We start from the raw sequence: 19149 nt of genomic DNA on the forward strand, positions 1-19149 counted from the left end.
AAGGCGGGTCCGGTACACCCCTCGTGTACCGGACCCGCCTTTTCGCTGTAGTCAGATCGTCTTGAACGGATCGTGTTCGGCCATCAGCTTTTCCATCCGCGCCTGATCGATCCGGGTGTGCAGGTTCTCCGATTCGTGCTTGTCCCGGATCACCTTCGCCAGCGTGAAGGTACTGGTCACCAGGAACAACAGCGACATACCGAGGAACCCGCGCTGCCACGCGTCCAGGGGAAGATAAAAAACGCCGACGCCCGCCCCGAAAAAGCTGATGCCGAACGCGATCGCGGCCTGCGCGATGAATGCCGACGTGGTCTTCGGCTGTGCGTTAGGTGTGCTCATAACCACAGCATCCCGAAAACCATTGCGCCACAACCCTGTGGAACTACTCGAGTCATCTGCGTAGTGCCGCCCGACCAGCCCGAACAGCGCGTTATCGGGGAAGCGAAGCGCCCCCGATAACCACCTCACGTCTGGTAGGCCTGGCGAAAGCCGAGCGCAGCGAGGTGTCGCCAGGCCTACCCCGGCATACTGTTCGGGTGCTCGAGAAGGCTGGTGCCCTGACGAGGCTGCGTACGCGTGGCGTCGTGGTGGTGCGCCGCGTCGAGGACATCATCGATCTCAACTATGTCGGGTTGATCTTCGCCACGCTGTTCTTCGCGCTGTCGGTGACACCGTCGCTGGTGCCGCGGGACTGGATGTTCCAGGGCTTGATCAGTGGGATCAATGCCGCCCTCGGGTACGGCGTGGGGTGTGTGCTGGAGTGGCTGTTCCGCGTCTGGATGCACCACTCGCCCAAGCTCGGGCCGCGGTTGCTTGCGGCCATTCCGCCGACCTGGGTGCGCTATTCGGTGAAGTCGTCGATTCTGCTCACCGCCGCGCTGACCGCCGGACTGATGCTGGTGCAGTCGGCGCGCTGGCAGCGGGAGATCACCGCGCTCATGGGTATGGAAGGCACCACCACCCCGGCCTACCTGCGGACCGGCCTGCTCAGCCTGGCGGTCGGCGCCGCCGTGGTCGCGGGTTACCGCACCATCCGGGAAATCGTGCTCGCCCTGGCCCGTCAGCTCAACCGCTGGATCCGGGTGCCGCGCGAATTCGCCCCGGCCCTCGGCTTGCTGCTGCTGACGATCTTCACTTTGACGGTCGTCAACGGTGTTGCTTCCCGCGCCTTCTTCGCCGTCGCCAACTCCGCCTTCAGCGTCCGCAACGACCACACCTCCGTGAACGCGGTGCAACCGCAGCTGACCGAACGGTCCGGCAGCCCCGACTCCCTGGCGCGGTGGGAAACCCTCGGCTTCGAAGGCCGCTGGTTCGTCTCGCACGGACCGACCGCGGCCCAGATCGCCGAGGTCACGGGAAAGCCTGCCCGCGAACCGATCCGCGCCTACGTGGGGCTGGAATCCGCGGCCGACCCCGAGGCCCGGGCCCAGCTCGCCGCCGCCGAACTCGAACGGACCGGCGCCTTCGACCGCAAGGTCATCGTGGTCGTCACCACGACCGGCACCGGCTGGGTGAACTCGCTCGCGGCCGGCTCCGTCGAATACATGTACGGCGGCGACACCGCGATCATCGCCTCGCAGTACTCCTATCTGCCCAGCGTCCTGTCCTTCCTCGCCGACCGCGGCAAGGCCGCCACCGCGGGCAAGCTGGTGTTCGACGCGGTGCACACACATTGGTCGGCCCGCCCTTCGGGGGCGCGCCCGAAACTCCTCGTCTACGGCGAGAGTCTCGGCTCGCAGGGCTCCGAAGCCGCCTTCGACGGCCTCTCCGACCTCCGTGCGAAGGTCGACGGCGCGCTCTGGGTGGGCCCACCCAACTCGAATCAGATGTGGAAGCAACTGGTTTCGCGCCGTGACCCCGGTTCCCGCGAAGTCGAGCCGATGTACGCCGACGGGCTGGTCGTCCGCTTCGCCGCCGGCAGTTCCGATCTCGCCCGCCCCACCACCGAGTGGCGGCCCCCGCGCATCGCCTACCTGCAGCACCCCTCCGACCCCATCGTCTGGTGGTCCACGGATCTGATCTTCTCCCAACCGGATTGGCTCGCCGAAACGCGCGGCTCCGATGTGTCCTCGCAGATGCGCTGGTGGCCCTTCGTCACCTTCTGGCAGGTGGCCGCCGACCTGACCAACGCCCAGGGCGTCACCGACGGCCACGGGCACCGCTACGGCTCCCTGGTCCTGGACGGCTGGGTCGCCATCGCCGAGCCGCCCGGCTGGACCGCCGACCTCTCCGACAAGATCCGCACCCAACTCGAGGCCGCCGAGGACCTCGAGCGCGAGCTGAAATGAACGGTTACTCTTCGTTAGCGTCCGGAGTCGGCGGCCCGGCGGAAACTGCTGCTGCCGTTGGTATTCCACTGCTCTGGAACAACGTCCTATTGCCTGGCCTGCGCCTGAATCTGCGCGGGCGCACGGCGGCCAATGCCGCATTCGCCACCGGCTATGCCCTGGTGTTTCATGGTGCACCGCAATGGCTTTCGGCTCGCGGATTGCGGGTCGGGCTCGCATCGGCAGGTGTCGCCGCCGCCGGATACGGTGTGGCGCTGTCTGTTCCGGCTCTGCGTGCGAAGCTGATCGAGTTCGCCGATCAGGAGCCCGAGGTCTCACCCATCGAATGGGCGGCAGTGCACATCCCGATCGGCACCGCCTACAGCGAGGAACTGATCTTCCGCGGCACCCTGGAACCCTTGCTGGCCAACACTTTCGGCCCGCGCACCGGTCCCATGCTTGGTGCGCTGACCTTCGGCCTGTGGCACATCCACCCGGCCCGCACCGCCGGCGACAGCGTCCCGGGCACCGTCGCCCTCACCACCCTCGGTGGTCTGGCCTTCAGCTGGCTCCGCCGCCGCGGCGGCAGCACGACCGCTCCCTTCCTGCACCACTGGGCCCTCAACGCGGGCGGCGTCCTCGCCCCGCGCCTGGCCCGCCGCTTCGGGCCTGTCGGACCCGCGCAGTAATCTCGCCCAGGTGGCAGGACGAACGACCGTTGACCCCGCCGAGCTGCGAGCAGCCGTGGCGGCAGTGACCCCTTGGCTGGTGGACGACGCCCTCGACGCCCCGCCCCGATCCGCGCTGGCCGCGGCCGTCCGCGCCACCGCGCGCACCCTTGCCGCGTCCGCGCCCGGCCACTCGGTGGAGGTCCGCGTTCCGCCCTTCGTCGCGGTGCAATGCATCGAGGGCCCCCGCCACACCCGCGGCACCCCACCCAACGTCGTCGAGACCGACCCCCGCACCTGGCTGCTGCTGGCGACCGGCCTACTCGACTTCGATTCGGCCGTCGACGCGGGCACCCTCACCGCCTCCGGCAGCCGAGCACCCGAAGTCGCCCACTGGCTTCCGATAGCCAAACCGGCCGCCGGCTGAGGCCGCCCGCCCCGATCACCGTCGCCAGAAGAGGTGATGCACCACGCCGCTCGGACTCGGGATCTGCTCCAGGTGAAAACGGTCGGCAAGTTCCTCGGGACTCGTCCACAATCTTTCACCGCGACCGAGTTCGACCGTCGGCGCCACGGCGACATGCATGGTGTCGATCAGGTCGGCGTCGAGGAACTGCCGCACCGTGGCGACACCGCCGCCGATTCGCACGTCCTTGCCCGCGGCGGCCTCGAATGCCTGCGCCAGTGCGTCCTTCGGAGCCGCATCGAGGAAATGGAACGTGGTGTCCGCCAGCGTGAACGAAGGCCGCACGTGGTGGGTGAGGACGAAGACCGGCGTGCGGAACGGGGGTTCGGCACCCCACCATCCTTGCCAGTCATGGTTCTCCCATGGCCCGCGCTGTGGACCGAATTTGTTGCGCCCCATGATCTCCGCGCCGATGTTGTTGGCGAAGTCGCGAGTCATGTAGTCGTCGAGGCCATAGGTTCCGCCGGGGTCGGTCCGGTTGGGCCAGTGCGCGGTAGCACCCGCCCAGGACATGAGATCGGCCGGATCGGCGTGGCCGAACGGGCGCTCGAAGCTCTGCCCCTCCCCGGCGCCGTAGCCGTCACTGGAAACGGCGAAGTTGTGAACGCGGACCAACTGTGTCATCGGAAGCCCTTCTGGTTGCAATATGCAAGCGGTTAGCAACCTACCTAGACTGATCCCATGGCGCAACCAGTTGCTCATGACAAGCTCCCGGTTCCCCCGGGCAAGTCGGGCTGCCCGATCAACATGACGATCGAGCTACTCGGCGACCGATGGAGCCTGATCGTGCTGCGCGACATCATGTTCGGCGGCAACACCCACTTTCGTGAACTGCTCGCCGGCTCCATCGAGGGCATCGCATCGAACATCCTGGCCAACCGCCTCGCGAAACTCGTCGCCGCGGGCCTGCTCACCCGCGACGACGACCCGAGCCACCGCCAGAAGGTCGAATACCACCTCACCGAGGCGGCGATCCAGCTCGTCCCGCTGCTGGCCCAACTGGGCGCGTGGGGTGCCCGCTGGCTGGACACGACGCCGGAACTGACCGTGCGAGCCGAACTGCTGGCCGCCGGCGGTCCCGCACTGTGGGAGCGATTCATGGCCGAACTCCGCGGCACCCACCTGGCCGGAGCGCCGGCGCCCGCCGATGGCGTGCTCGCGGAACTGACCGCCGCCTATCACCGAGCAGTTGGCGAGAGCCAGGGCTACTGACCGACGACGACCTCCGAGCCGCGATGCAGGCCCCTACGGTCGTAGAACCGGGTGACCAGCAGGCCGAGGACCAGGCCGATGGCCAAGCCCAGCAGTGACATCCAGAGCCCGCGCGCCAGACCTGCCTGGTAGTTCCCGTCGAAATAGAGGATCGACCGCACGCCGAGGAAGACCTGGTGCATCGGCTCGAACTCGGCCAGCCAGCCGAAGTACGGGGGAGTCGCCTCGATCGGGACGGTGCCGCCCGAGGAGGGCAGGCCCAGGATGATGAACAGGATCAGGTTCACCAGCAGGCCCGCGGAACCGATCGCGGCGAGGATGGACAGGCCGGTGATGCCGACGGCCGCGATCGCGAGGACGCCGAACAGATACAGCTCCGCCGAATTGCTGATCGACATGCCGAGGCCCTTGCCGACCAGGACGAAGACCCCCGACACCACCAACGATGTCAGGACCATCACACCCCACTTGATCAGCAGGGTCTTGAAGCGGGAGATGCGTGTGCGCGGATAGTGCACGAACCACGGCCCGTATTCGGTGGGTACGACGCCGAGCGCCGCGTCGAGCATGGTGTGAATCGTCATCGAGCCGACCAGACCGGCGAGCAACAACAGCAGCGCGTAGAAGAAGGCCGTCAAACCTTCGCCGGTGCCCGAAGGCAGCTGGCGGAACGGTTCGACGATGATGTCGACGGGATTGGCCAGGGCGAGCCGGGTGGCGCCGGTCAGCTCGGGGGCCGGCCCGCCGTCGGGCGGTATCAGCTGGGTCTTCACCTGCTGGGTGAGCTGCTCGCCGACCTGTTTGTCGACCTGTGTCAGGGCTTCGTTGCCGACCTTCTGCACGATATTGGTGACGAACGCCCCGGTACGCGGGTTGGTCTGCAGGGTGATGGTCGGCTTCTGAATGTCACCGGGTATCACGCTGCCGACGCCGAGAATGCCGAGTCGCTTGCTGAAGTCGCTCGGAATCACGATGGTGCCGTAGACCTTGCCGTTCTGCATCTGCAGTTCGGCCTCGTTGATGCCGAGCTCGCGCAGCTCGACCTTGTCCGCGGGGATGCCCTGCTTCAGGGCCGCGGCGATCTGGTCGCCGAAGTTCACTTTCTGCTGGGCGTCCGGTGGCCCGGTGACGTCGCCCTCGTCCTGATTGACGAGCGCGATCGGGAAGTCGTGCAGATTCTTTTCCGGGTCCACCACGTAGTCGAGGTACATGGTGCCCAGCAGGGCCATGAACAAGGTCAGCACCACGATCGGTGCGAGCCAGGCGCGCGGCCGCAGTCGAGGGTTCCGGGTGATCTCCACTTCCTCCGATGTCGTCACGTCCCGGACCGTAACAGCCGATGAAGCCGATATTCGGTACCTCCGGCCGGTGTCCCGGGTCACTCTGTCCGGTGGATTGCCGCCGGTATGCGGTGGCGGTGCTCCGCCCGGGATTTCCATCCGTAGAATGAACTTGCCCCCAGCCCGCCCGAATAGGGAGCAAACGTTGACCGACGTCAGCCAGGCAGTCATTCCCGATCAGGACGAGAACGAACCACGCGAAGAGTGTGGCGTTTTCGGTGTCTGGGCCCCGAGCGAGGACGTGGCCAAGCTCACGTACTACGGGCTCTATGCGCTACAGCACCGCGGGCAGGAGGCGGCGGGTATCGCGGTTTCCGACGGTTCGCAGATTCTGGTGTTCAAGGATCTGGGTCTGGTGAGCCAGGTCTTCGACGAGCAGACCCTTGCCGCGATGCCGGGTCATATCGCCGTCGGCCACTGCCGCTACTCCACCACGGGCGGTGTCACCTGGGAGAACGCGCAGCCGATCTTCCGCACCACCGCCGTGGGTTCCGGACTTGCGTTGGGCCACAACGGAAATCTCGTCAACACCGCCGAATTGGCGACCCGCGCAAGGGAACTCGGCCTGGTAGGCGCGCCGATACAGGGCGGCCGGCCGCAGCCGGTGGGCGCCACCTCCGACTCCGACGTGGTGACGGCCCTGCTTGCGCACGCCGCCGCCGATTCGTCCATCGAGCAGGCCGCGATGGAACTGCTGCCGACCCTCAAAGGCGCGTTCTGCCTGACCTTCATGGACGAGCACACCCTCTACGCCGCGCGGGATCCGCACGGTGTCCGCCCGCTCTGCCTGGGCCGCCTGGACCGCGGCTGGGTGGTCGCCAGCGAAACCGCAGCATTGGACATCGTGGGCGCCGCATTCGTCCGCGAGATCGAACCGGGCGAACTGCTGGCGATCGACGCCGAGGGCGTGCGGTCCATGCGTTTCGCCAATCCGGAACCCAAGGGCTGTGTCTTCGAGTTCGTGTACCTGGCGCGCCCCGACTCCACCATCTCCGGCCGCTCGGTGCACGCCACCCGCGTCGAGATCGGCCGTCGCCTGGCCAAGGAGCATCCGATCGATGCCGATCTGGTGATCCCGGTGCCGGAGTCCGGCACTCCCGCCGCGGTCGGTTACGCGCAGGGCTCGGGCCTCCCGTACGGCCAGGGCCTGATGAAGAACGCCTACGTCGGCCGCACCTTCATCCAGCCCAGCCAGACCATCCGCCAGCTCGGCATCCGGCTGAAGCTGAACCCGTTGCGTGAGGTGATCCGCGGTAAGCGGCTCATCGTCGTCGACGACTCCATCGTGCGCGGCAACACCCAGCGCGCGCTGGTCCGCATGCTGCGCGAAGCGGGCGCCCTGGAGATCCACGTCCGGATCGCCTCGCCGCCGGTGAAGTGGCCGTGCTTCTACGGCATCGACTTCGCCTCGCGCGCGGAGCTGATCGCCAACGGCGCCGGCGCCGACGACAGCTACGACGACATGATCGAGGCCGTGCGCCGCTCCATCGGCGCCGACAGTCTCGGCTACATCTCCACCGAGGGCATGATCGCCGCCACCGAGCAGCCGCGCTCGCGCCTGTGCTCCGCCTGCTTCGACGGCGAGTACCCCATCCCGCTGCCCACCGAGGCCGCCATCGGCAAGAACGTCCTGGAGGGCATGCTCAGCGGCCAGTCCGAGGCAATGCTGTTGAGCGAGAACGCGAATGCGAGCGCACTGAGCCGCCCGTAATACCGAGTCCATACATCGAAGGCGTCCCCGCGGGGGCGCCTTCGTTCGTTTCCGGCACCATGTCAGCCCCGGTGTCGTGGCCTACTCGAGACACGGAAAATGGGAAATCCGGGCCAACCTGGACATATGACCTGTCAAGGGGGCTCTGCCGCCGCAGGACTCAGTACGTCTGCTAACACCCCGGTGATTTTTTCTTCGAAAACGCAACTCGCCGGAAATGGTTCCTGGGTAGGTTCCCCGGATATATCGGTAGTTCACCGTGCCCGTGCCGCGCCTGTGATCCAGGAATCCGCGGTGCGGCCACATGCTCGAGATGGGGCCTGAGTTGATGGTTTCAAGGACGCCGGGGCGGCGCGCCCGAACGAAATGGGTCGCGGCGGTCGGTCTGGCCGCGCTGACGACGTCGGTCGTGGCGGGTTGTGGTTCCGGGAACAAGGATGAGGGCGGCGACGCCGGACTGCTCGTCGGTACGACGGACAAGGTTGTCGGGTTGGACCCCGCGGCCGTCTACGACAACGGTTCGCTGGTTGCCGAGACCCAGATCTATTCGTATGTACTGAATTTCGAACCGGGCGATACCACGCCCAAACCGGACGCGGCGGAGAAGTGCGAGTTCACCTCGCCGACCGTCTACAGCTGCAAGATGAAGCCGGGCTTGAAGTTCGCCAACGGAAACCCGTTGACCGCCAAGAGCGTCAAGTTCTCCTTCGACCGCGTGGTCAAGATCAACGACCCGAACGGTCCGGCCGCGCTGCTGGCGAATCTCGAGAAGACCGACGCCCCGGATGATCTGACCGTCAACTTCACGTTGAAGGAAGCCAACGATCAGACCTTCCCGGCGATCCTGCCGACCAACGCCGGCCCGATCGTCGACGAAAAGGTCTTCCCCGCGGACCGCACCATCCCCGACGAGGAAGTGGTGGCGAACAAGGGTTACTCCGGGCCGTACACCATCCTCAGCTACCAGAAGAATCAGCTGGTCGACTACCAGGCGAACCCCGACTACAAGGGCATCCTGGGTACTCCGAAGACCAAGCGGGTCTCGGCGAAGTACTACGCGACCGCCGACAACATGAAGCTGGATCTGCAGAACGGCGCACTCGACGCCGCCTACCGCTCCTTCACCCCCACCGATATCGAATCGCTGCGCGGCTCGGACAAGTTGAAGGTGACCGAGGGCCCCGGTGGCGAGCTGCGCTACATCGTGTTCAACATGCACACGATGCCCGGCGGCACCCCGGAGCAGAAGCTGGCTGTCCGCAAGGCGATGTCTTCCTCTGTCGACCGCGCCGCGCTGTCGCAGAACATCTACAAGGGCACCTTCGCGCCGGCGTATTCGCATGTGCCGCAGGGTCAGCCGGGTGCGACCGAGCCGTTCAAGGACCTCTACGGCGAGAAGCCGGATAAGGCCAAGGCCGCGAAGTACCTGGCCGACGCGGGCGTCGCGACTCCGGTCGAGATCAACCTGCAGTACAACCCCGACCACTACGGTCCCTCCAGCTCGGAGGAGTACGCCGCGGTGAAGTCGCAGCTGGACGCCTCGGGTCTGTTCAAGGTCAACCTGCAGTCCACCGAGTGGGTCACCTACAACCGGGAACGCACCCGGGATGCCTACCCGATCTACCAGCTCGGCTGGTTCCCGGACTTCCCGGACCCGGACAACTACCTGTTCTTCGGCCCGAACAACTTCCTGCAGTCGCACTTCGAGGACCCGGCGATCAACGCCCTGCTGAGTGCGGAGCGCACCGAGACCAACAAGACCAAGCGGCTCGAGATTCTGTCGCAGCTGCAGAAGGAACTGGCGGACAAGCACATTCCGACCCTTCCGCTGCTGGTCGGTAAGCAGATCGCGGTGTCCGGTAAAGACGTCCAGGGCATCACCTTGGACGGTTCCTTCAAGTTCCGATACACCACGCTGAGCAAGTGAGTTCAGTCGAAAAGACCGGGTCCGAATCGGCAGTCGAGACCGAAAACTCGACTCCGATCCGGACCCGGCGGTTCGGGCTGCCGCAATGGGTTTCGGGCGATTCTCGCCACGCTGCCCTGCTGCGCTATGTGGGTGTTCGGTTGCTGATGATCCCGCTGACCGCGTGGATCCTGGTGACCGTGGTGTTCTTCTTGATGCGGGTAATCGGTGACCCGATCACGGCGGCCATGGGTGGCCGCATGACTCCGGAGCAGATCGACGCGCGCAAGGAGGCGGCCGGGCTGAATCGGCCGATCCTGACCCAGTACTGGGAGTATCTGTCCGGGCTGCTGCGCTTCGATTTCGGCAAATCCCAAGACAATCGGCAGATCAGCGAGGTCATCACGACCTACGGCGCGGCGACCCTGGAACTGGTGTTCTGGGCGCTGATCGTGGCGTTCGCGGTGGGTATTCCGCTGGGCAGATACGCTGCGACGCACCGGGATTCGGCTGCCGACGCCGGGCTGCGAATGTTCGCGATCCTGGCCTACGCGGCGCCGGTGTTCTTCGTCGGGCTGCTGCTGAAGCTGGTGTTCTCGATCAAGCTGGGCTGGCTGCCGGTGGCAGGCCGGGCCAGCACCAATGTCGAATTGCGGCTGCAGCATGTCGAGCCGAAAACCAACATCATGGTGGTCGACGCGATCCTTTACGGGAACAACGATTATCTGATCGATGTGCTCAAACACGCTGTGCTGCCGTCGATTACGCTGGGATTGCTGACCGCGGGCGTGTTCTTGCGCCTGGTACGGATCAATCTGATCCAAACCTTGCGGTCCGGCTATGTCGAAGCCGCCCGCGCCCGCGGCTTGTCTTCGCGGGTGGTCACCGGGCGACATGCCTTCCGTAACTCGATGATTCCGATCGTCACGGTGATGGGCATGTACATCGCCATGCACTTCGGCGGCGCGGTGCTCACCGAGACCACCTTCGAATGGAAGGGGCTCGGCTACCAGCTCGCCGAATATCTCAAGGCCCGCGATTTCATTGCGGTACAAGGGATTGTCGCGTTCATCGCGGTGATGATCGCGGTGGCGAGCTTTCTGGTCGACATGGTGGTCGCGATGATCGACCCGAGGGTGAGGTTCTGATGGCCACACCGGAACTACTCAACGAACCGGTCGCCACGGCCCCGGTTCCGCCGGTCGTCGGCAAGCGCGGGATACCCGGATTGCGCCTGTTCACGATGACCTCGGGATTGCAGCGGGTGACCCTGATCTTCGGTCTCGCGCTGATCGCGATCTTCGTGCTCGCGGCGATCTTCGCACCGCTGCTGGCACCGTACGGCTTCTCCCAAATCCAGGAGAACGGAACGGATTTCGTGCGCCACCAGGCGCCCTCGGCCGAGCACTGGTTCGGCACCTCGGTGCGTGGCGAGGATGTGTTCTCCCGCGTGCTGTTCGGGGCCCGGACCGCGCTGTACGTGATTCTGACCTCGCTGGTCTTGTCGCTGTTCGTCGGCGTGCCACTGGGTTTGGTGTCCGGCTATGTCGGACGTTGGCCGGATCGCGTGATGGTGTTGTTCATGGACGCGATGTACGCCTTTCCGACGCTGCTGCTGGCGATCGTGGTGTCCATCGTGGTCGCGGGCGGGCAATCCAGCAGCTTCGGCGGTGTGCTGTCGGCCGCGATCGCCATCACGGCGATCTTTGTGCCGCAGTACTTCCGGGTGGTGCGCAATGCCACCATCGCGGTGAAACAGGAACCGTATGTGGACGCCGCCCGGGTCACCGGCGCGTCGACCACGCGGATCCTGTTCAAGCACATCTTCGCCAATGTCACCCAGTCGCTGCCGGTGATCATCACCCTCAACGGCGCCGAGGCCATCCTCACGCTGGCCGCGCTCGGCTTCCTGGGGTTCGGTATCGAACCCACCCAGGCCGCGGAGTGGGGCTATGACCTGAACAAGGCGATTTCCGATGTCTCCAACGGCATTTGGTGGACCGGGATCTTCCCCGGCACCGCCATCGTGCTCGTGGTGCTCGGGATGACGCTGGTCGGGGAGAGCCTCAACGAGGTGCTCAACCCGCTGCTGCGGACCCGGCGCACGGCTCGGCCGACCACGGTCGGCACCGATGTCATCGTGAGCGACGCCGGGACTCCCGAAGGCACTGCGGTGCAGCAGAATCCGGTCAAGGAGGGTGGCGATGAGTAGCCAGCACACGGTCCCGGCGGCGGATGGACCCGCGCTGTCCATCCAGGGGTTGTCGGTTACTTTCGCCACCGATGCCGGTCCGGTACACGCGGTCTCGAACGTGTCCTACGAGGTGTTCCCCGGCGAGGTGCTCGCCATCGTGGGGGAGTCCGGTTCCGGCAAATCGGTGAGTTCGCGCACCGCCATCGGCCTGCTGCCGGGCACGGCACAGGTCACCGGCCTGGTCACCCTGGGTACCCAGGCCATCACCAAGATGAGCGAGAAGCAGCTCACCGCCCTGCGCGGCGGCGCCATCTCGATGGTGTTCCAGGAGCCGGGCTCGGCGCTGGATCCGCTGTTCACCGTCGGCTTCCAGATCTCGGAAGCCCTTCGCGCGCACAGCGATATGAACAAGAAGCAGGCCAAGGCGCGCGCCGTGGAACTGCTGCGGCTGGTCGGGCTGCCCGATCCGGAGCACCGGGTGGACTATTACCCGCACCAGCTCTCCGGCGGGCAGAAACAGCGCGTGATGATCGCCATCGCCATCGCCTGTGAACCCAAGGTGATCATCGCCGACGAACCCACCACCGCCCTCGATGTCACCGTGCAGGCCGAAATCCTGGAGCTGCTGCGCGATCTGCGCGATCGCATCGGCAGCGCCATCGTCCTGATCACCCACAACATGGGCGTGGTCGCCGACCTTGCCGATCGCGTGGTGGTGATGTGGAACGGCAAGGTCGTCGAAACCGCGCCGGTGGACGAGCTTTTCGCGCATCCCAAGGAGGAGTACACCCGCAAGCTGCTTGCGGCGGTACCGCACCTGGGCGCACGCAAAGAGCCGGTTCAGGTGACCGAGCCCACCCTCGGGAAATCAGAGCCCAAGGTCGCACCGGACAGCACGCCCGTGCTCGAGGTGTGCGATCTGGTCGTGGAATTTCCCGGCCCGTTCGGCCGCCCCCGCTTCCGGGCGGTCGACACGGTGAGCTTCACCGTCGCGGCCAGCGAAACCCTCGGTCTCGTCGGCGAATCCGGCTCCGGAAAATCCACCATCGGCCGGTGCGTGGCCGCGCTGCAGCGACCCAGCTCCGGCGTGGTGCGGGTGCGGGGCGAGGAGATCTCGGCGATGTCGCAGCGGCAGCTGCGGCCGATCCGTAAACGCTTCGGTTTCGTCTTCCAGGATCCGGCGACCTCGCTGAACCCGCGGCTCACCGTGGGCGACTGCGTGGCCGAACCGCTCCTGGTGCACAAGATGGGCAGCGCCGCCGAAATCCGGGACCGGGTGCGGCGCATGCTCGACGAGGTCCAGTTGCCCGCGGGCGCTGAACGCCGGTACCCGCACGAGTTGTCCGGCGGCCAGCGCCAGCGCGCCAGCCTGGCCCGGGCCCTGGTGACCAATCCGGATCTGCTCGTCGCCGACGAACCGACCAGCGCGCTCGACGTCTCGGTGCAGGCGGCGGTGCTCGACTTGTTCGCCGAGCTACAGCGCGAGAGTTCGTTCGCCTGCCTGTTCATCAGCCACGACCTGGCCGTGGTGGATCAGCTGTCGGATCGCATCGTGGTGCTGCGCAACGGCGCGGTAGTCGAACAGGGCGACCGGGACCGCATCCTGCGCGATCCCCAGCAGGAGTACACCCAGCGCCTGGTCGCCGCGGTGCCCGTCCCGGACCCGGTCGAGCAGCGCCGCCGGCGGGCCGAAACCGCGGCGCTGTTCGCCACGGACAGCGCCGGCTGATCTCGAATGCGGCCCCGTTGCGGAGTGTTGTCAAGGGAACGAGCCAACTCCGCTGCGGGGCCGTTATCCGGTTCCGGTAGCGTGAGCAGGCATCTATCCGCCGATTCGGTTTGGAGCTTTCCCCGAAAATGACTGAACAGACCCCCTCCGGCGCTGGAGCTTCGTACGCCGCGGCCGGCGTGGACATCGAAGCCGGTGACCGCGCAGTCGAGTTGTTCGGACCATTGGCGAAGAAGGCCAGCCGTCCCGAGGTGCAGGGCGGTCTGGGCGGATTCGCCGGATTGTTCGCGCTCAAGGGTGGCTACCGCGAACCGCTGCTCGCCGCCTCCACCGACGGCGTCGGCACCAAGATCGCGGTCGCACAGGCGATGGACAAGCACGACACCGTCGGGCTCGACCTGGTCGCGATGGTCGTCGACGACCTGGTGGTCTGCGGCGCCGAGCCGCTGTTCCTGCAGGACTACATCGCCATCGGCAAGGTCGTTCCGGAGAAGGTCGCCGAGCTCGTCTCGGGCATCGCCGAGGGCTGTGTGAAGGCCGGCTGCGCGCTGCTGGGCGGCGAGACCGCCGAGCACCCGGGCCTGATGGACCCCGACGACTACGACCTGTCCGCGACCGGCGTCGGCGTCGTCGAGGCCGACTCGGTGCTCGGCCCCGACCGGGTGCGCCCCGGCGACGTGGTCATCGCCATGGGCTCCTCGGGCCTGCACTCCAACGGCTACAGCCTGGCCCGCAAGGTGCTGCTCGACATCGACCGGATGTCGCTGACCGGGCACGTCGAGGAATTCGGTCGCACCCTCGGTGAGGAACTGCTCGAGCCGACCCGCATCTACGCCAAGGACTGCCTGGCGCTGATCGCCGAAACCGATGTCCGCACCTTCGCGCACGTCACCGGCGGCGGCCTGGCCGCGAACCTGGGCCGGGTGCTGCCCGCGGGCATGGTGGCCGAGCTGGACCGCGGCACCTGGAGCCCGGCGCCGGTGTTCAAGATGATCGCGCAGCGCGGGCGTGTCGAGCGGGTCGAGATGGAGAAGACCTTCAACATGGGCGTCGGCATGGTCGCCGTCGTGGCGCCGGAGGACGTGGACCGGGCGCTGGCGGTGCTCACCGCCCGCCACATCGAGTGCTGGACGCTCGGCACGGTCAAGAAGGCCAAGGACGCCGACGCGGTGCGTTCGATCCTGGTGGGCGAGCACCCGCGCTTTTAGAAACCTGCGAAGACACCGAAAGCCCCGGCCGGAAGGCCGGGGCTTTTGTGTTGAGAGTCAGTCACTTTCGCTGAGCTGACGACTCAGCGCCCCGCATCGGAACGATGAGGGCGCTGGTGTCGATATGCAAGCCTCTAGCGCTGCGAATCTCAGCGACGCCAGTCGTCGTCATCCCATCGAGATGACGGCTCGTCTGCGTCGTGCTCGTCGGACAGCACTCCACCACTCATCGGAGTGTTGGGGCTACCCGCGAGCTCGCGCTGAAGGCTCGCGAAGTCGGTGTTATGCGTGCTGTATTTCAGCTCGCGTGCAACCTTGGTCTGCTTTGCCTTAGCCCGGCCACGGCCCATGGCTGACCCCCTCGCGTCACTGCGGGGCGGCCTGGGGTGTGTTGGCGGCCCCGTTCGAATTAATACTCTTCCTGACAGACACTTTAGCGTGTGTCAGGCGCTCGCGCTTCCAGGAGTGGGGGAAGTACTCCGGAAGTGGGGTTGTTTGCCCGGTTGTCGCCGTCCGGCCAGGTGCCTAGAGCGTGCCGGGGATGGCTCGGATCACCCCGACCCGGGCGCCGCCACCCATGATCGGCAGCGCCGCGAGTTCGGTGTGGGCGTCGGTCCATTCGATACCCATGCGCTGCAAAATGGCCAGCGTCAAGGGCATTCGCGCCCGGTCGTGGCCGTCATCGATCTTGTAGGCGAACGCCGAGCCGTCCGGCAGCGCGCCCGCGTGCACGCCGTCGGCGCCGATTTTGCAGACCAGGCCGGGTGTGGCTCGCATGGCCAGCAAGTCCGGAGCGTTCGTGCCGGAAATCACTCGCGGATGCGATCGGATCGCGTCTGCGACACGGCGCTCGGGCGAGCCGGGCGCGGCGGTGGCCATGGCCGCGAACGCGCGGGCCAGATTCACCAGCGAGACCGGAATGATCGGCAGGCCACAACCATCGATGCCGAGATCGGTTTCGGGTTCACCGGTGAGCTCGGTGATGGTGGCGATCACCGATTGCTGGAGCGGGTGACTCTCGGCCAGATACCCCTCGGTCGGCCAGCCGTTGATCTGGCAGGTCGCGAGCATGGCGGCGTGCTTGCCGGAACAGTTCATGTAGACCTTGCGCGGCTGGCCGGCGGTGACGGCGGCGGCGCGGGCGCGGTCCTCGAACGGGTAGTCGGCCGGGCATTCGAGCTGCTTCTCGTCGAAGCCGAAACGCGCCAGCAGCCGCTCGACCAGGGCGACATGATCGGGTTCACCGAAGTGCGAGGCCGTGGTGATCGCCAGCTCGGCATCATCGACGGGTTCGAAACCGTTGCGCAGCAGCGTGATCGCCTGCATCGGCTTGTTGGTCGAGCGCGGGAAGATCGGCAGGTGCACCTCGCCGAGTTCCAAGGTGGCCTCGCCGTCGGCGCCGAGGATGACCACCGAACCACGGTGCACGCACTCACGGAACCCGGACCGAACAACCTCGACCAGTTCGACACTCAAGACACTGCCTCCGTTCGCTGGGCTACGGCGCGGGCGGCGTTCGCGTGCCGGCGCGCATGTCGTTCGATCTGCATGCGGACGTCGTCGGAGAGCGACGGCTCCACCTCGAGCAGCAGGTTCAGGCGATCCATGTCCGCACCGGCGAACAGGTCCCGGGCGGTGATGCCGTGCTCGGGAACGTGCACGACCCGAACCTCGTCACCCGCGCCGACACTGCCCTCGGTCAATACGCGCAGGTAGGCGCCGGTATCGCTGCGCAGCGCGAAGCGCTTGACCCAGTGCGCCTCGCCGGCCCAGTGCTGGAAGACAGCACACGGCACGCGCGGGGCGCTGACCTCCAGGAGAGTGTCGCCGATCGCCCAGCGGGCACCGAGCACCGCGTCACTGACCGCGAGCCCGTCGATCCGCAGGTTCTCGCCGAACCATCCGGCAGGCAGTTCCCGGCTGAGTTCCTGGGCCCAACGCTGGGCATCCGCCTCCCCGTAGGCGTAGACCGCCTGGTGGATGCCGCCATGAAACTTGGTGTCGGCGACATGGTCACCGGCCAGTCCGAGCCTGCGCACCCCGACCCGGCCGGGCACCGGCCGTTTGTCGATGGCGGTCCGCCCGACGCGGCCCGGAACCTCGAGCTCGGCGTGCACCACACAGACCGCGAGAACCTCGGCCGTCATCACCGGCCGCGCAAGCGATCGACGGCGAGCCGCCCCGCCTGTGGAGTGTCATCGACCGGGACCGAGTCGGGGTCGATCGCGGCGGCGGTCGGCCCCGCGGTGAGTGCGGTGTCGGCGGGAACGGCGCGCTTGATCAAAGCCAGTGCGATCGGCCCGAATTCGAAGTGATCGATAACGGTGCCGAGCCGCCCGACCGTACGCCCGCCGGCGGTCACATCGTCACCGGGCACCGGCCGCTCATCAGCGGACCCATCCAGATGCAGCAGCACCAGGTGCCGCGGCGGTTTGCCGAGGTTATGCACCCGCGCGACGGTCTCCTGCCCCCGGTAGCACCCCTTGTTCAGGTGCACCGCGCCATACTCCTCGATCCCGCCGATCCAACGCGCCTCGTGCGGAATAGTGCGGTCGTCGGTGTCCTGACCGATACGCGGACGCACGGCAGCCACCCGCAGCGCTTCGAAGGCCCACATCCCCGCGGGTGCGGCACCGGCCGTAGTCAACGTGGCCCACCAGTCGGCAAGGCGCTCGCGGGGAACAACCAGATCGAAGGAATCCTCGGTCGGCCACGGCATACGGCGCAGGAACCCACCATCGGGCAGCGGCACGGCTTTCAGAACATCAGGCAGCTCGGCGATCCCCAGCGCCGAGGTCAGGCCGGCGACACCGGGACCAAGCAGGCTCAGCACCACGAAGTCGGCAGCAACCGGCTTCGCATCAGCCCAGAACACCATCTTCTGCAAGAACGACAGCAGCTCGGGCCCACGCTCGGCCTCGGTGTCGATCCACACGGTCCCATCGAGCTCGGTCAGCACGAAGTGGTTGAGCACCCGCCCGTTGAGATCGAGGTCAAGATTCTCGGCAGACTGCCCATCCCCAAGATCCGCAACATGCTGGCTGGTGATCGTATGCAACCAGCTCAGGCGCTCTTTACCGGTGATGTTCAGAACGAACCGATGCGACCGATCAACAACAGCCACCCGCTGCGCAGCAGCACGCTGCTCCCCGAACGGATCCCCGTAATGCCAGGCCACCGCGGCATCCGGAGACCCCGGAACCCCCGCAACAGCATCCGAGACGGAAAGAAGAGGACTGGGCACAACGACCACGGACACGTAAACCACTCTAGGCCCCGCCCCACCCCGAGCGCCGCTCACCATGACAAGAACTACATAACCTCAGGGCGAACGCCGAGCGAAGCGAGGCAAGCCCGAAGCAGCGCAGCACCGGGGAAGCGAAGCGCCCCCGGTGCTCCTCCGGAAAAGCTAATCGGCAGGACGAACGCCGAGCGGCAGCGAGGTGTCGTCCTGCCGATTAGGCTCCAGGCATGGTAGATCGAGTTCTTGTAACACTCGACGGCGCGGTCCGGGATGCGGACGCGCCGTTGCTGTTTGCCGACGATATCGGTGTGCTGCGCGGTGACGGTGTCTTCGAGACGGTGCTGGTGCGTAGCGGTAAAGCGTGTGCGATCGAACATCACCTAGGTCGGCTACGCCACTCGGCGCAGGCGCTGGACCTACCCGAGCCGGAACTGGCGCGCTGGCGCGAGGCGGTCGAGACCGCCGCCAAGGAGTGGGGCAGTGAGCGCGAGGGCGTGCTGCGGATGGTGCTGACCCGGGGGCGCGACAGCGATCTGCCCGGCGTGAAAGACAGTGTCACTTCGGGGGATCTGGCGGCCGCGGTGCCGGTGCCTACCGCGTACGTGCTGGTGTTGCCGGTCGGGGCACGGGTGGCCAAGGCCCGGACCGAGGGCATCAAGGTGGTTTCGCTGGCCCGGGGGATTTCGATCGATTTGGCGCAGGCCGCGCCGTGGCAGCTGCTCGGCGCGAAGACGCTGTCCTACGCGACGAACATGTCGGCGCTGCGGTTCGCGCAGCGGATGGGCGCCGACGACGTGATCTTCACCAGCAATGAGAACCGGGTGCTGGAGGGTCCGCGTTCGACGGTGGTGATCGCGCGCGACAAGCAGTTGCTGACGCCGCCCGCGAAGAACGGTGTGCTGCCGGGTGTCACGCAGCGCGCGTTGTTCGCCGAGGCGGAGAAGGCCGGCTGGGAGTGCGTCTACAAATCTCTGTTCACTGCGGATTTGCTCACGTGCGACAGCGTCTGGTTGCTGTCCAGCATCACCCTGGCTGCCCGGGTGAACTCGCTGGACGGGCTGCGGATGTCGGCGCCGGACAATGCCCAAGTGATCATCGACCTGGTAGATCGGGCTGTCGAGAAGACGGGATCGGCCCGCGACTGGTGACCTGGCCGCACGCTAGCAAATTGCTGGCGTGTCGTGTCGCAGCGCACGTTGAACCG

18 protein-coding genes are annotated in these 19149 nt (G+C 66.6%); 11 read left to right on the forward strand and 7 right to left on the reverse strand.

The window, feature by feature from the left end; genetic code table 11:
* Positions 1 to 51 precede the first annotated feature (51 nt).
* The gene (locus IBX22_RS20570) at positions 52 to 339 is read right to left on the reverse strand and encodes a YiaA/YiaB family inner membrane protein (RefSeq protein WP_194817139.1); all 288 of its coding nucleotides are present in this window, start codon (positions 337 to 339) and stop codon (positions 52 to 54) included.
* A gap of 197 nt (positions 340 to 536) precedes the next feature.
* Between IBX22_RS20570 and IBX22_RS20575 the strand changes: the two genes are divergently transcribed.
* The 3 genes from IBX22_RS20575 (at position 537) to IBX22_RS20585 (ending at position 3362) form a co-directional block, all read left to right on the forward strand.
* Entirely contained in the window at positions 537 to 2288 is a 1752-nt protein-coding gene (locus IBX22_RS20575) for an alpha/beta-hydrolase family protein (protein WP_194817140.1), read from the forward strand.
* A gap of 89 nt (positions 2289 to 2377) precedes the next feature.
* Positions 2378 to 2956 carry a CPBP family intramembrane glutamic endopeptidase gene (locus IBX22_RS20580; RefSeq protein ID WP_228538895.1) on the forward strand — a complete coding sequence of 193 codons (579 nt, stop codon included), beginning with the start codon at positions 2378 to 2380 and terminating at the stop codon, positions 2954 to 2956.
* A 10-nt stretch (positions 2957 to 2966) separates the two neighbouring features.
* A complete protein-coding gene (locus IBX22_RS20585) occupies positions 2967 to 3362 on the forward strand; it encodes a sterol carrier family protein (protein WP_194817142.1) in 396 nt (131 codons plus the stop codon).
* 15 nt (positions 3363 to 3377) lie between these two features.
* On the opposite strand, the gene IBX22_RS20590 is transcribed toward IBX22_RS20585, so the two are convergent.
* Entirely contained in the window at positions 3378 to 4025 is a 648-nt protein-coding gene (locus IBX22_RS20590; RefSeq protein WP_194817143.1) for a dihydrofolate reductase family protein, read from the reverse strand.
* Positions 4026 to 4082: 57 nt separating this feature from the next.
* Here IBX22_RS20590 and IBX22_RS20595 point away from each other — a divergent pair, with 57 nt between their 5' ends.
* Positions 4083 to 4613: a helix-turn-helix domain-containing protein gene (locus IBX22_RS20595; RefSeq protein WP_194817144.1), complete on the forward strand. Its 531-nt coding sequence runs from the start codon at positions 4083 to 4085 to the stop codon at positions 4611 to 4613.
* On the opposite strand, the gene IBX22_RS20600 is transcribed toward IBX22_RS20595, so the two are convergent.
* Positions 4607 to 5932: an ABC transporter permease gene (locus IBX22_RS20600; RefSeq protein ID WP_309234707.1), complete on the reverse strand. Its 1326-nt coding sequence runs from the start codon at positions 5930 to 5932 to the stop codon at positions 4607 to 4609. The two genes, IBX22_RS20595 and IBX22_RS20600, sit on opposite strands and share 7 nt — an antisense overlap.
* Before the next feature lie 166 nt (positions 5933 to 6098).
* On the opposite strand from IBX22_RS20600, the gene purF reads away from it, so the two are divergent.
* The 6 genes from purF (at position 6099) to purM (ending at position 14701) form a co-directional block, all read left to right on the forward strand.
* A complete protein-coding gene (gene purF, locus IBX22_RS20605) occupies positions 6099 to 7664 on the forward strand; it encodes an amidophosphoribosyltransferase (RefSeq protein ID WP_194817146.1) in 1566 nt (521 codons plus the stop codon).
* 328 nt (positions 7665 to 7992) lie between these two features.
* The gene (locus tag IBX22_RS20610; RefSeq protein WP_194817147.1) at positions 7993 to 9591 is read left to right on the forward strand and encodes an ABC transporter substrate-binding protein; all 1599 of its coding nucleotides are present in this window, start codon (positions 7993 to 7995) and stop codon (positions 9589 to 9591) included.
* A 77-nt stretch (positions 9592 to 9668) separates the two neighbouring features.
* Positions 9669 to 10718, forward strand: a complete 1050-nt coding sequence (locus IBX22_RS20615) for an ABC transporter permease (RefSeq protein WP_375540272.1) — start codon at positions 9669 to 9671, stop codon at positions 10716 to 10718.
* Positions 10719 to 10813: 95 nt separating this feature from the next.
* Complete coding sequence (locus IBX22_RS20620) at positions 10814 to 11782, forward strand: ABC transporter permease (RefSeq protein ID WP_228539234.1); 969 nt, start codon at positions 10814 to 10816, stop codon at positions 11780 to 11782.
* Positions 11775 to 13493 carry an ABC transporter ATP-binding protein gene (locus tag IBX22_RS20625; RefSeq protein WP_194817149.1) on the forward strand — a complete coding sequence of 573 codons (1719 nt, stop codon included), beginning with the start codon at positions 11775 to 11777 and terminating at the stop codon, positions 13491 to 13493. Before IBX22_RS20620 ends, IBX22_RS20625 begins: the two co-directional genes overlap by 8 nt.
* Positions 13494 to 13621: 128 nt before the next feature.
* Entirely contained in the window at positions 13622 to 14701 is a 1080-nt protein-coding gene (gene purM / locus IBX22_RS20630; RefSeq protein ID WP_194817150.1) for a phosphoribosylformylglycinamidine cyclo-ligase, read from the forward strand.
* Positions 14702 to 14850: 149 nt separating this feature from the next.
* Here purM and IBX22_RS20635 read toward each other — a convergent pair whose 3' ends face one another.
* The 4 genes from IBX22_RS20635 to IBX22_RS20650 form a co-directional block, all read right to left on the reverse strand.
* Complete coding sequence (locus tag IBX22_RS20635) at positions 14851 to 15051, reverse strand: DUF3073 domain-containing protein (protein ID WP_194817151.1); 201 nt, start codon at positions 15049 to 15051, stop codon at positions 14851 to 14853.
* Positions 15052 to 15226: 175 nt separating this feature from the next.
* Positions 15227 to 16177: an asparaginase gene (locus IBX22_RS20640; protein ID WP_194817152.1), complete on the reverse strand. Its 951-nt coding sequence runs from the start codon at positions 16175 to 16177 to the stop codon at positions 15227 to 15229.
* Positions 16174 to 16848, reverse strand: coding sequence for an MOSC domain-containing protein (locus tag IBX22_RS20645; protein WP_194817153.1), 675 nt, complete (start codon positions 16846 to 16848; stop codon positions 16174 to 16176). The genes IBX22_RS20640 and IBX22_RS20645 overlap by 4 nt, the downstream gene beginning before the upstream one ends.
* Positions 16848 to 18005 (reverse strand): folate-binding protein YgfZ, encoded by a 1158-nt coding sequence (locus IBX22_RS20650; RefSeq protein WP_194817154.1) that lies wholly within the window; start codon positions 18003 to 18005, stop codon positions 16848 to 16850. The genes IBX22_RS20645 and IBX22_RS20650 overlap by 1 nt, the downstream gene beginning before the upstream one ends.
* Before the next feature lie 167 nt (positions 18006 to 18172).
* Between IBX22_RS20650 and IBX22_RS20655 the strand changes: the two genes are divergently transcribed.
* Positions 18173 to 19093, forward strand: coding sequence for an aminodeoxychorismate lyase (locus IBX22_RS20655; protein ID WP_194817155.1), 921 nt, complete (start codon positions 18173 to 18175; stop codon positions 19091 to 19093).
* Positions 19094 to 19149: the final 56 nt, after the last annotated feature.

The sequence above is a fragment of the Nocardia sp. XZ_19_385 genome (genome assembly GCF_015355755.1).
Lineage (GTDB): Bacteria > Actinomycetota > Actinomycetes > Mycobacteriales > Mycobacteriaceae > Nocardia.